An 11,866-nucleotide genomic window follows, 5' to 3' on the forward strand; every position below is an offset into this window, starting at 1 on the left:
ATCGGGATACAAAGTAAGAGGATTAGAGAAACAAAAAGATTAGGGGGAAAAGTGAAAATAGATTTAGACTCCTGGGTCAAATGATTCAGTTGAAAAAATCCCCTATTAACCCAAATCCTTTTTATTTGTATCGAAATAATTAAAAAAATTAAGAACCCCAGATGCCCATTAACCTATAACCGATTATGAAGAAAATAGCCTTAGTTTTTTTATTATTTATTGTTTTAATAGGAAATTCAATTGCTCAAACTGAGGAGCACGAATCCCTTCTAGCGCTTGACTTAGGTTGGGAGAAAGCCTTATTAAATTCAGATGTTGCTTTCTTGGAGAATTTCTTGGCAGAAGATTTTATCTGGGTCCATAACCATGCGAGCCTAATAGATAGTAGGGAGGAAGTGATCAAAAGGGCCAAAAGGATTCAGGCAGGATTGGCAGACAATACCAAAAGCAGGATTTCCAAAGATCAAAAAGTAATTCTATTCGGGAATACAGGAGTGGTGAGTGGAATCACCCTGGTAGATAGGCCTCCAAGTCCTGTAACCTATCATTTTATGCGGACTTATGTGAAAATGGAAGGGAAGTTTTGGCTTTTGGCCAACCATACTATGGCGATTCCTGATGAGGATTTGAAATAATATTTTGAATAATCTTTACAAGACTTCTATGCTGACTCGATACGTTTTTTTATTTGTTGTTTCATTATTCATAGGATGCAGTTCCAATAAAAAGGAGAAAGCTTATGAATCTGAAAACATTACAGCAAACAGCAATGGCCTGCATGGATATATTGGATATAGTTCTTTAAAACGCCCCGAAGGTTTTGGAGCCGGAATCGGCTTTTATACAGCAGTATGGCCCTTAGTTGAACAACCTTTGGCGGGATTCCAGATAGGTCTTCCTGGCAATTGGATTACTCCTGATAATCCCGACAACAAAGATATCCCCTGCTGCCCCGAAGGAACGATAGCCCGGACATGGGAACCAAGAGGGCCAACCTGGGCGAGTGTCTTCCAGACTCAGGAAGGTGGATTGGGATATTGGAGAGGAAACAGATACCATTATGGATCCCCAAAATTCAGCATGAACGGCGTACCGGATTGTTATAATTCAGAAATAGCTTCTCCTGGTTGGCCCTTCTTTTATAGAGCAGAAGCTTTGCCGGATGATCAATTGGGAATAGCCCAATTAAGCAATAGAATTTTAATTCCACCTGATGGAATTACCTTTGAAGGGGACCTGGAAGGAAGGTTTTTGGGATATACCCACATGGCGCTTCCCTTAACTGACGCAAAACCTGGTCCCCCACCGACTGGAAATCAGAGTTGGACGCTTTTTTTAAATTCAGAAAACTTCAAAGGACCCGTCGCTTTCTATATCCCTGAAATGTGGAGCAGATTATCCAATGAGTATAAAGCCATTGAAGGAATGGGATTGGATGTCAGGCCGGGGACTATGGGTGGCGGAGGAGCCATGGAAATCAATACAGTGCCCTCCTTTGAAATGAGAGACAATAAGGGAGATTTATATATCAAAATACCGCAGCTTCAATTCCCTCTGAATGAACATGGCCAATCAGTCCTTGTTCAGGATGTCACTTATTACTCAAAAGCCGCACTATTTGATTACCTTTTGGAATGGAAGAAAGATGGAAAAGTTTATCTCGGTAAATTTGATGAAGGACATAACTGGAAACCGGAATTAAATCCCAGAGATATATCTCTGGATCAAGGAGCAAGTTTAAACAACGGTGGAAATAAAATCACGGGTTTGGAAGAAATCTTGCAAACCACAATCACAGATTCAAATGCTTTTGGGTTGCACTGGAAAGAAAATCCAATTTCTAAACCAGGTCTTTTTCCCCAATATTTCAAACAAGTGGGGGATCAACGCGTGGCCGTAAGCCATGAGGAAGTTCCTGAAGAGTTGAAAAAAATGGAATTTCCCAAGGCAGAATCTGAAAGTAAATATGTGAATTGGAGAAATGGAAATGAAATTGTTGAGGGGAATTTTATCATCGATAAAAGCCTGCCCTATACTTCACCGGATAAAGGAGCTTGGACAAATCCTGGCCCTGTTTCTCAAGCCTATAAAGCAAAATTAAAAGATGGGTCAACTGTTACCTATAAATGGTATAGATTTATTGATCAGCCTTCATTCCAACAATTTGGTTGGAGTGAAGAGGAAAAGGATAGGCTTCAGAAATTTGTTGAACAAATTCACATGCACTGGACAATCGAACAGGAATATATGGCACCACCTAGTACTGGAAAGTTGGTAACCATAGATCCCGAACTGATTGTCAGCCCGCCAGTGGGAAAGGAAGCTGGGTACGTACCAATAGTAATCAGGCAGGAAAAAGTCTTGAATTCTCCAAAATAAGGCTTCAAACAACAGGATTAGGTATCCTCATAGGACTTTGCGTTCAGCACCAATTCACTTTACTGTGAATAAAATAAAAATTGGTTTACATGCTTTAGCAATATTACTTTTTTTGTATAGATGTAATCATGCCGGTTAAAAAAGCCAAAATCCCTAGCTTGAATCAGTTTTTGTTCTATCTGAATAAGGCTTGGCCATTTACTTTTCATAAGGAGCTATTATCTCTACAATCAAATTAATAGTACTAAGGTTTCCGGTGTCTCATTTCCTTTTCTTTTTCCTCAAATTGCTTCCTCATTTCCAATAAACGATTCCAGAATGCAGGATTCATCGCAAGGTTGTTTTTTTCCATTGGATCTGATTCCAAATCGTACAGTTCTTCATGCTGTGGATCATTGATGTATCGGAAATATTTCCATTTTTCTGTTCTGATACCTTCACTCGACGCTATGATATCCACCTGCCAGAGATGCTCGCAAATAAATTCTGTACGTTCAAATTCAGCACTGTTTTCATTTAAAAATCCCGCCAAGCTTAAGCCTTGCCAACTTTTAGGTTTATCAATTCCAGCAAGATCAAAAATAGTGGGTGCAATGTCTATGTTCAAAACCATGTCTTTGACAATGCCCGATTGTGTGGATCGGGGGTCATGAATGATCATGGGAACCCGCAGTGAATTATCATACAACAACCATTTTCCGGCCAACTGACGCTCTCCATAAAAATAACCGTTATCACTGGTGAAAATGATGACGGTATTTCTGTCCTTACCTTGTTTTTCCAGCTCCTTCCTTATCAGCCCAATCTCATGATCAATTTCCGAAATCATCCTAAAATACCCTTTCATACTTCTCTGGTATTTTTCAGCTGTATCAAACCTCCAATACCAACGGTTACGGTTTTCTCCTTCCCGAACGTACAACGGCAGGGCATCAAAGTATTTCTGATCCGTTAACGGTGGCTTCGGGAAATACTGGCCTTCATACAATGTATTGAATGGCCTGTCCCAAAAAAACTGTTCCTCAGCTGGGTCATGGGCATGAGGGGCACTGAAACTCAAGGATAGCATAAACGGCTTTTCAAGAGGAGCTTGCTGGAGAAATTCAATGGCCTTATGGCCGGTATATCGGGTCAAATGGACAGTGTCGCTATCAATTGTTTTATAAAAATAACCCCGCCTGTCCTTAAATCGGTCCAGCCTGTCGTAATTTTCACCCACATCAAATAAGGATTCAAACCCTGAATAATTGACACCGAATTTGCCGAAAAAACCAGTGTGATAGCCACTTTCTTTCAACAAGGCAGGATAAGATTGATCAATAAATTCGGGCTTGATTTCTCCCTGACCAAAAGTATACCCGTGTGTTCTTTCATAAGTTCCTGTTAAAATACTTGCCCTGCTTGCCGCACAGATGGGCGTGGTCACAAATGCATTTTCAAAAAACAGCCCCTCTTTGGCCAACCTATCCATTTCTGGTGTATGGATCAATTCATTTCCTGCAAATCCCAAAGCATCCCATCTTTGATCATCCGTCAGAATAAAGATAATATTTGGCCTGTTTTCCTGAGAAAAACATTGAAGACCCAGATGAAAGAATACAAAGAGGGATAATGAAATGAATCTTATCATTTTTGGCCAGGATTTATACGGTTTAGTAGCATACTTGCCTTAAGGCAAATTTTCCAGTTTATAATCCATGTTTTGCCATCATTTTTTTGATATGAATAAATCCATTTTCTGCCATATCCCAAGGCTCGGAAAATTGTCTCCAAACTCCAATAGAATTGGCAAAGTCGGGATCGTTTCGGGTAAAGCCTTCAATGGTCAGCCAACCTTTGTATTGGATTTCAGCCAAGGCGGCAAAAGTTTCATCCCAAGGCACATGTCCTGAACCGGGCGTACCACGGTCGTTTTCGCTGATATGGAAATGGGCCAACCGGGAACCGATGCTTCTGATGGCATCGCCCAATTTTTTTTCTTCCATATTGGCATGATGGGTGTCAAACATCGCCTTTACATTCGGATGATTGACTTTGCTCAGCAAATGCCCCAATTGCTCCATGGTGTTGCAGAGGTAGCATTCAAAGCGGTTCAATGCTTCCGGAGTTATTATCATTCCTGCTTGTGCGGCATAATCTCCTGCCTGATGGAGCATTTCGGCACTTCTATCGTATTCTACTTCCTGTGGGGCAGCTTTCGAGAAAGTAGCAAAGGCAGAATGATTAGGGCCGCATAAGACTTGCGAACCCAGATCATGTGAGCGGTCAATGATCCATTTGATCTTTTCTAATCCTTTTTGTCGGATAGCTGCATCAGCACTGATCAGGTTTTCTTCCGGACTTAAGACAGAAACAGTAGTGACTTCCAAACCAATCTCGCGGCAATAATTTCCTACGTTTTTGTATGCCGCTTCATTGGGAGAGCCTACAAAAAATTCAGCCCCATCATAACCGATTTTTTTAAGCCTGTCCAAGATAGGTTTTAGTTCATCTGACATGTTGGCCGACCAGGCCAGGACATTGAATCCGATTTTGTTCATGGGTTATTGGATTAAGGTTATTGGTTAATTGAGTTATTGGTGAATTAGCGGAGTCGAAGGCTTTACTTGAAATTTAAGGATAAATTATCCCTTTTCAATTGCTTGGTCAGTAATTGATGTAGCATTTCTTTCATTTCCTGAAACCCTATTTGGTACCCCGATGCTCGGGGCAGGCTATGGTACTTTGTACTTGGTTCATTCTGTCTTTCCCTAAATACCATTGACAGATTACCGGAACCGTCATTCTGAGCGAGGAACTGCCTGTCCCGAAGAATTGCGGGAAGCGAAGAATCTCCCAAAGTTAAGGAGATACTTCTCCCGAATTACTCGGGATCAGTATGACGAGCAATTTTGTCATTACCCTTTCTGTACATTCCCCTAAATGTTAAATTCTCAGCATGACGTTTCAATAACTGTCATTTCCTATCTGTAAATGCCAAATTTTAAAAACTACCATTGACCGTTTTGGTTCAACATTCATTAATAATTCCTAATCTTCAATCTAGTGTCTAAAGTCTAACATCTTTTTTTACCTGAAATCCTCCACCTTCATTCCTTTTCTGAATGTTCCAAATCCAAACATGGATGGCTCGTAATTTCCTACAATGGAGACATTCATATTTGCTGTAATTTTATCAGGCATATCCAAAGCCCAAAAAGCCCCATTGACAATTAATCGCCTCAGGTCATCGCTGATTAGGTCTATGGAAGCGCCCATGGTGGTGGTGAATACTTTTCCTTTTTTCCCACCTTCGATTTGGTAATCCTTGGTCCAGGCCATAGGCATGATGGATTTCTCCCAGTTGATGGGCGATTCAGGAGTCATTCCCGAAGTCGGTACCCCATAGATCAAAACCTCTGCTTCTTTGGGGATATTTTTTACTGTATATACGTCTGATGCAGCCCAGATATCTTTTACACCTCTTAATATCGGGTGGTCCTGCTGTTGGGCGATGCCATCAATCAATGCCCTTGCTCCTTCAGTACCATGGTCACCATGATGCGCTACCCAGGTTTCGCCTAGGATTTTCTGTCCAAATCCACCTTCCCATCCTGGTTCTTTACCCATCCAATGGTATTTGGCAAAGGGACTGGTTTTGTTTTTTTCATAATGGAAAGCATGGGTAGCAGTCCTCAAGCCAATTATCGGTTTTCCAGCCAGAAGAAAATTATGGAAGTGTTGGGTTTGCTCATCGGGTAATTCCCTGAATCTGGTTGACAAAATCATTAAATCAGCTTTTTCCAAATGTTCGAGACCAGGGATGTTGTTTTGATAGGAAGGAACTATATGGCCTGTTTCAGGCTCAATGGGAAATAGCACCGTACAGGTAAATCCATAATGTTGGGCCAGTAATTTGGCCAACATAGGCATGGCTTCTTCAGAACGGTATTCGTCGTCCCCGCTTACCAGTACGATGTGTTTGCCTTTACCAGGCCCTTCCTTTCCTTCAAACCGTAGCCAAGTTTTTCCCTCCTGTGCTATACAACTGTTGCCTATCAATATAAAAAAGGCCATGCAAAGCATCATTAATGCCTTTATAGGGTTGGTCATGTTCAAGTGGTTCATAGGTTGTGTTTTGAATATGCTTTTAAATTATTTTTAAAAGCCTGATAAAAAAAGTTTTGCATCATTATTTTCTTAAAAACTTACCAAAACCATTATATTGCTTGATAGCATCCAAATAATTAGCTTACGAAAACCTATTTAACCCGCTTTAGACTTCTGATTCGTGGCCACCGAAATTAAGTACAATCAAAGATACATTTGGTTAATCAGCCTGACCGCCGCTTTGGGTGGGTTTCTTTTTGGCTATGATTGGGTAGTTATCGGTGGGGCTAAGCCTTTTTATGAACCTTATTTCAATATCACGCTGCCCAGTCAGCAAGGTTGGGGAACCAGTTCCGCTTTAGTGGGCTGCATGATAGGTGCTGCCTTGTGCATATGGGTAAGTGACAAATTTGGAAGAAAGAGGCTTTTGATTTTTGCAGGTTTGCTATTTTCCTTGTCCGCTTTGGGAACAGCCTTAGCGGATACCTTTTGGTGGTTTAATTTTTACAGGATAATGGGCGGGGTAGCTATGGGAATTGCCTTGAATCTTTCTCCGCTTTACATTGCTGAAATTGCCCCACCTGAAAAAAGAGGCATGCTCGTAACCTTTAATCAGCTTTTGGTAATGATTGGGGTGTTGTTGGCACAACTGATCAACTGGCAGATTTCCATAGTTGATAAAGATCTTCCAGATATGGCGACCTTTGAGCAGATTGCATCGAGCTGGGTGGGGAATTATGGTTGGCGCTGGATGTTTGCTGCAGAGTTTGTTCCGGCCTTTCTCTTTTTTATGTTGATGTTCTTTGTTCCGGAAAGCGCCAGGTGGTTGGTAAAGAATAAAGAAGTTCAAAAAGCCAAAGAAGTCCTGACCAAGATAGGAGGGGAATTTTATGCAGATTTATCGATTTCTGAAATCAATTCTACTCTTTCAAAAGAAAATCTTGCAAGGGTAAATTTCAAAGAGCTTTTCCAGAAAAGCATCCTGAAATTTATTGGTATAGGTGTGTTCCTTTCTTTTCTTCAGCAGTGGAGTGGGGTGAATGTCATCATCTATTACGCAGCTGATATTTTTCAGGCAGCAGGTTACACCTTAAAGCAGATGATGCTGAACATTGTAGTGATCGGTTCGGTCATGGTGCTTTCAGTATTCATTACCATTTTCACGGTGGATAAATTTGGAAGGAAGAAATTATTGCTGATCGGGACTTCTGCCATGGCCTTTCTGTACCTGCTGATAGGATTGACCTTTTATCATGAGTTGGGAGGTGTTGTGGTGGTTTTACTCGTCTTGGCCAATGTAATGTTCTATTCTTTTACCCTCGCCCCTTTGCTTTGGGTGGTGCTGTCAGAGATTTTCCCGACAAGGGTGAGAGGGGCAGCCATGTCAATTGCAGCTTTGGCGCATTGGGTGGGTAATTTCACGCTGACTTTCAGTTTTCCGACCATCAAAGAAAACCTGGGCTGGGCCAATAATTTCTGGTTGTATGGGTTGATTTGTTTGCTTGGGTTTTTTGTATTGAAAATGGTACTACCGGAAACCAAGGGGAAAACATTAGAGGAAATAGAAAAGCAGTTCATCAATTAATAAAGATTGATTGCTTACCTGGATTAGGTAAAAGTTTGGTAGGATAACCGGAAAATTTCCGATTATCACAATGTTTTGGGACAGGACAATACAGGACAGCAATCTTCCCTGAATTTTTGTATTTTTCAATTTCAACCCAATGCGACCTATGGAAAATTCAGCTGGCCTGCAAACAAATACCCATGCAGGTGAATTTGAACGCCAACCTGTTCCATCTTCCCAGTTCAAGGATTGGAGGAAATTTCTGGGCATGTATGCCGGTGAACATGCAGCTGGAACAGAGTTCGTCATTGGACCGCTTTTCCTAACAGCCGGCGTATCTGCTTTCGGCCTGATAGTTGGATTGTTGCTGGGTAATTTTCTGGCAGTCCTGACTTGGAGGTACATTACGACGCCCATTGCTACAGCGGAAAGACTGACCCTTTATTTCAAATTAGAGAAAATTGCTGGGAGAAAGCTGGTTACTGGGTACAATTTGGCCAATGGCCTTTTATTCTGTTTTTTGGCCGGTGCCATGATCACTGTTTCCGCTACAGCTGTGGGCATTCCTTTTGACATGCCCATGCCTGCCTTGACGGATACTACCCCTAACAGCCTTTCCTGGGTTTTGGTGGTATTGGGCGTGGGAACGGTAATTTCTATTGTGGCTGCTAAAGGCTATGATGCGGTATCCAAATTTTCCAATATCGCTGCTCCATGGATGGTCATGGTGTTTTTGATTGCAGGAATCGTGGCTGCCAAGAGATTGGGAGTAGAAAGTTTTTCTGATCTTTGGGCAGTATGGGGTACAGGCTCAGAGCCATTTCCCGGACAGATCAAGTTTACCTTTTGGCATGTATTGTTTTTCGCTTGGTTTTGTAATGCCGCCATGCATTTGGGCATGTCAGACCTATCAGTCCTGCGCTATGCGGACAAAAACTCTGTGGGTTGGATGACAGCTGCAGGGATGTATGTAGGGCATTTTATGGCCTGGATTTCTGCCTGTTTAATGTTTGCTTTGTATTTGAAAAGTCCCGAAGCTGCGGCCATATTTGCCAGTGGAGGGCTGCCTCCGGTAGCGCCGGGACCCTTGGCTTACGAGGTGGTAGGCATTGCAGGACTGATTTGTGTATTGGTGGCAGGTTGGACTACTGCCAACCCGACAATTTACAGAGCAGGATTGGCTTTTCAAGCCATTTTCCCTAAAAGTTCGACAGTGAAGGTCACTATGGTGACTGGAGGTATTGCTACCATTGCAGGATTGTTTCCAGCATTTGCGATGAAATTACTCGACTTTGTGGCAGTTTATGGATTTATTTTGGCACCTATAGGAGCAGTAATTTTCTTTGAGCATTATTACGCAGATAGATTTGGCTTGAAAAAAGATTATGCGGCTTTTTTTAAAGTTCAATTCAATTGGGCTGTATTGTTAGCTTGGTTGATCAGTATGGCAGTTTTTTATAGTCTATCTGTTTACCAAGGAGTTTTCCTTTCTTTCTTTACCTTACCGGCATGGATTACCTGTGGGGTTTTGTATTTATTGTTCAGTAAAACTTTACAGAAAAAATGAAAAAGCTGTGGTATCCTATTTTGGTTTTGGTAGTGATGTTGATCCTTGCTTTGCGTTATTTCACTGGAGCATTGAATGATTTCCAATTAAAAACCGGATTGGTGATTTGCACCTTTTTATGGTTTATAGGCCTTGCCTTAATGGATTGGGTTAGCAAAAGGGGAGAGGGTTAAAGGATTTATTTTTGAATTTTTTTTCACCTTGTCATATATTCTTAGTTTTTTGACACTAAGGTATAGATATGAAGCCAAACCAATTGGAACAAATCATCAAAGAATTGCATGTTGAGGCCTACATATGGGCTAGACAGTGTTGCAATTTTCAAGATTGGCTGGCTAAGGATGTGCTCCAACAGGTTTACCTGAAAATTTTGGAGAATAAAGCCAAATTCAATGGAGATTCTAGCCTAAAGACATGGTTGTTTTCGGTGATCCGATATACGGCAATGGAAAATATAAAAAAAGAATTAAGGGTATATCCTTTAGAAGATGGGGCGGAGGTAAGGTTTGATGAAGATGTGAAACCTGAAATCAATCATGAAAAACTGATCAGGCAACTTCCTGATAAGCAAAGAGAAGTCCTTTTGTTGGTTTTTTATCATGGACTAACATTGGAAAAAGCTTCCAAGGTCATGGGTGTACATCTGGGTACTGCAAGAACGCATTACGATAGGGCAAAGAAAAATCTCAAACAATTAATCCTTAAGATAAAAGCAAATGAGCAGTCAGGGTGATTTGGAATACAAGAAGTTGGATCTGTTTTTTTCTGAGTGGAAAGAAAAAGACCGCAAACTGGCTATTCCGGAATTCGAAATTAATAAAGAGTCAAATTTCAGGATTTGGAAATGGTTGCCCCTAGGAATAGCCGCTACATTCTTTTTAGCCCTTTGGATGCTGCAGTCCGATGAAAAGGATTTTAATCTGGAAAAGGATATGGTTATCATTCAGCTTATTGAAAATGAAAATCAGGAACAACTTTTTTTCATTGAAAGCAAATCCAGTCTGGATGTGTGGGAAGCACCAAGTAGTTCCTTATTAACCGAGTTTTAAACCAAAAAAAACCATGAAAAAGTTACTAGTCTTATGTTTTTGTTTGATCATCAACCAAAGCTATGCACAGGATATCTTTAAAGAAACTTTGTATGCTGCTGATTTGGTGATGGCCAATCGGGATTTTATATCATTGACCGAACAGCAGGCAGAAAAAATCAAAAAAATCCATGGTCAAAATGCAGCAGACTTTAGAGCTCTAAAATGGGACCTCGATAATGAGAACAAGAAACTGAAAAACATGCTGTCAGGTCAAAAAGTTGAATATTCAATGGTTGAAAATCAAATGGATTTGGTGCTTTCATTAGAAAACCAGCTCAAAAAGAAGCAATTACAAACGCTTGTAGCCATCAAAAATGAACTTTCGGAAAGTCAGCAAGCTGAATTGGATATATTGAAGTACACACCACCATCCTATACTAAGCTTTATGGAAGAGTTGCAAAAGAGCCAATCCATACTTCCTTCCAATCCTTCGGTAATAGCACCAAAAATATAGTCTCAATAACTACGAGTTCTGAGGGGCAACCTATCTTTCTCATAAGACAAGGTAGCCAAGAGAAAAAAGTTTCAAGAGTAGATAATTTAGACTTGGATCCAAATGGAATAGAAAATATCTCGGTTCTGAAAGGAAATTCTGCTTGGGAATTGTATGGTGAAGAAGGTAAAAATGGCGTTGTAATTATAACATTGAAAAAAGATATCAAATATAAGTTTGATTAGATGTAGGCTTTTATCTTTCCCAATTAGAACTTTTTTTGATTTGGAGTACCCTTAATCGAAGCCTGTATGAATATTAAAATAATAGTTTGTTATTTTATAAACTATACGTTTTTGGGTTAAATCAAATACCCTGAACGATATAAATCTTTAATCTTTTGTGTTATAGTATTAGTTTTGGTATATTGAACTTTTAGTTCTCCAAATTGATGCCCAATATGAAAAAAATTAATATTCTAAGCTTCTTCTTTCTTATCTGTTTTTCAGTGCATGCCCAAACCGAAAAAGGCCGATTTTTGGTTGGTGCAGGAACTAATGTAGGGTTATCTGAGCCCTCCGGAATGATGAACCTTTCTTTTTCTAGGCAAAAAACTTTTATTGATGATGATCTTTCTAGTCAAACTAACTACAATAATTTATTTATAGCTCCAAAAGCAGGATACTTTATCGTTGATAATTTGGTTGCCGGATTGGATATGGCGTTGGGTTGGGGAAAT

General features: G+C 40.4%; 12 protein-coding genes and 1 pseudogene. 9 read left to right on the plus strand and 4 right to left on the minus strand.

Annotated features, from left to right (window positions below; translation table 11 throughout):
• Positions 1-185 precede the first annotated feature (185 nt).
• Both QZT73_RS14045 and QZT73_RS14050 read left to right on the plus strand, forming a co-directional pair.
• Positions 186-635, plus strand: coding sequence for a nuclear transport factor 2 family protein (locus QZT73_RS14045; protein WP_291781012.1), 450 nt, complete (start codon positions 186-188; stop codon positions 633-635).
• A gap of 28 nt (positions 636-663) precedes the next feature.
• Complete coding sequence (locus QZT73_RS14050; protein WP_291781009.1) at positions 664-2,379, plus strand: hypothetical protein; 1,716 nt, start codon at positions 664-666, stop codon at positions 2,377-2,379.
• 244 nt (positions 2,380-2,623) lie between these two features.
• On the opposite strand, the gene QZT73_RS14055 is transcribed toward QZT73_RS14050, so the two are convergent.
• From QZT73_RS14055 to QZT73_RS14070, 4 genes are all read right to left on the minus strand, one after another.
• Positions 2,624-4,009: a sulfatase gene (locus tag QZT73_RS14055; RefSeq protein WP_291788787.1), complete on the minus strand. Its 1,386-nt coding sequence runs from the start codon at positions 4,007-4,009 to the stop codon at positions 2,624-2,626.
• 58 nt (positions 4,010-4,067) lie between these two features.
• Positions 4,068-4,919: a sugar phosphate isomerase/epimerase family protein gene (locus QZT73_RS14060; RefSeq protein ID WP_291781004.1), complete on the minus strand. Its 852-nt coding sequence runs from the start codon at positions 4,917-4,919 to the stop codon at positions 4,068-4,070.
• Between the two features lie 62 nt (positions 4,920-4,981).
• A complete protein-coding gene (locus QZT73_RS14065) occupies positions 4,982-5,218 on the minus strand; it encodes a hypothetical protein (RefSeq protein WP_291781001.1) in 237 nt (78 codons plus the stop codon).
• A gap of 230 nt (positions 5,219-5,448) precedes the next feature.
• The gene (locus QZT73_RS14070) at positions 5,449-6,486 is read right to left on the minus strand and encodes a ThuA domain-containing protein (RefSeq protein ID WP_291780998.1); all 1,038 of its coding nucleotides are present in this window, start codon (positions 6,484-6,486) and stop codon (positions 5,449-5,451) included.
• A 163-nt stretch (positions 6,487-6,649) separates the two neighbouring features.
• Between QZT73_RS14070 and QZT73_RS14075 the strand changes: the two genes are divergently transcribed.
• From QZT73_RS14075 to QZT73_RS14105, 7 genes and pseudogenes are all read left to right on the plus strand, one after another.
• The gene (locus QZT73_RS14075) at positions 6,650-8,053 is read left to right on the plus strand and encodes a sugar porter family MFS transporter (protein ID WP_291780995.1); all 1,404 of its coding nucleotides are present in this window, start codon (positions 6,650-6,652) and stop codon (positions 8,051-8,053) included.
• A gap of 148 nt (positions 8,054-8,201) precedes the next feature.
• Complete coding sequence (locus tag QZT73_RS14080; RefSeq protein WP_291780993.1) at positions 8,202-9,602, plus strand: hypothetical protein; 1,401 nt, start codon at positions 8,202-8,204, stop codon at positions 9,600-9,602.
• Positions 9,599-9,775 (plus strand): hypothetical protein, encoded by a 177-nt coding sequence (locus QZT73_RS14085; protein WP_291780990.1) that lies wholly within the window; start codon positions 9,599-9,601, stop codon positions 9,773-9,775. The genes QZT73_RS14080 and QZT73_RS14085 overlap by 4 nt, the downstream gene beginning before the upstream one ends.
• A 68-nt stretch (positions 9,776-9,843) precedes the next feature.
• Positions 9,844-10,335 (plus strand): sigma-70 family RNA polymerase sigma factor, encoded by a 492-nt coding sequence (locus tag QZT73_RS14090; RefSeq protein ID WP_291780987.1) that lies wholly within the window; start codon positions 9,844-9,846, stop codon positions 10,333-10,335.
• Positions 10,319-10,651, plus strand: coding sequence for a hypothetical protein (locus QZT73_RS14095; protein WP_291780984.1), 333 nt, complete (start codon positions 10,319-10,321; stop codon positions 10,649-10,651). The genes QZT73_RS14090 and QZT73_RS14095 overlap by 17 nt, the downstream gene beginning before the upstream one ends.
• A gap of 13 nt (positions 10,652-10,664) precedes the next feature.
• Positions 10,665-11,372 (plus strand): hypothetical protein, encoded by a 708-nt coding sequence (locus QZT73_RS14100; RefSeq protein WP_291788789.1) that lies wholly within the window; start codon positions 10,665-10,667, stop codon positions 11,370-11,372.
• 215 nt (positions 11,373-11,587) lie between these two features.
• Positions 11,588-11,866, plus strand: a pseudogene (locus QZT73_RS14105) (hypothetical protein); the annotation flags it as partial.

The sequence above is a fragment of the Cecembia sp. genome (assembly GCF_007126775.1).
Classification (GTDB): Bacteria; Bacteroidota; Bacteroidia; order Cytophagales; family Cyclobacteriaceae; genus Cecembia.

What these genes read in the sequence shown, in the direction of transcription:
- QZT73_RS14045 (WP_291781012.1), top strand. Translation starts at nt 186, where the DNA reads ATGAAGAAAATAGCCTTAGTTTTTTTATTATTTATTGTTTTAATAGGA.
- QZT73_RS14050 (WP_291781009.1), top strand. Translation starts at nt 664, where the DNA reads ATGCTGACTCGATACGTTTTTTTATTTGTTGTTTCATTATTCATAGGA.
- QZT73_RS14055 (WP_291788787.1), bottom strand. Translation starts at nt 4,009, where the DNA reads ATGATAAGATTCATTTCATTATCCCTCTTTGTATTCTTTCATCTGGGT.
- QZT73_RS14060 (WP_291781004.1), bottom strand. Translation starts at nt 4,919, where the DNA reads ATGAACAAAATCGGATTCAATGTCCTGGCCTGGTCGGCCAACATGTCA.
- QZT73_RS14070 (WP_291780998.1), bottom strand. Translation starts at nt 6,486, where the DNA reads ATGAACCACTTGAACATGACCAACCCTATAAAGGCATTAATGATGCTT.
- QZT73_RS14080 (WP_291780993.1), top strand. Translation starts at nt 8,202, where the DNA reads ATGGAAAATTCAGCTGGCCTGCAAACAAATACCCATGCAGGTGAATTT.
- QZT73_RS14085 (WP_291780990.1), top strand. Translation starts at nt 9,599, where the DNA reads ATGAAAAAGCTGTGGTATCCTATTTTGGTTTTGGTAGTGATGTTGATC.
- QZT73_RS14090 (WP_291780987.1), top strand. Translation starts at nt 9,844, where the DNA reads ATGAAGCCAAACCAATTGGAACAAATCATCAAAGAATTGCATGTTGAG.
- QZT73_RS14095 (WP_291780984.1), top strand. Translation starts at nt 10,319, where the DNA reads ATGAGCAGTCAGGGTGATTTGGAATACAAGAAGTTGGATCTGTTTTTT.
- QZT73_RS14100 (WP_291788789.1), top strand. Translation starts at nt 10,665, where the DNA reads ATGAAAAAGTTACTAGTCTTATGTTTTTGTTTGATCATCAACCAAAGC.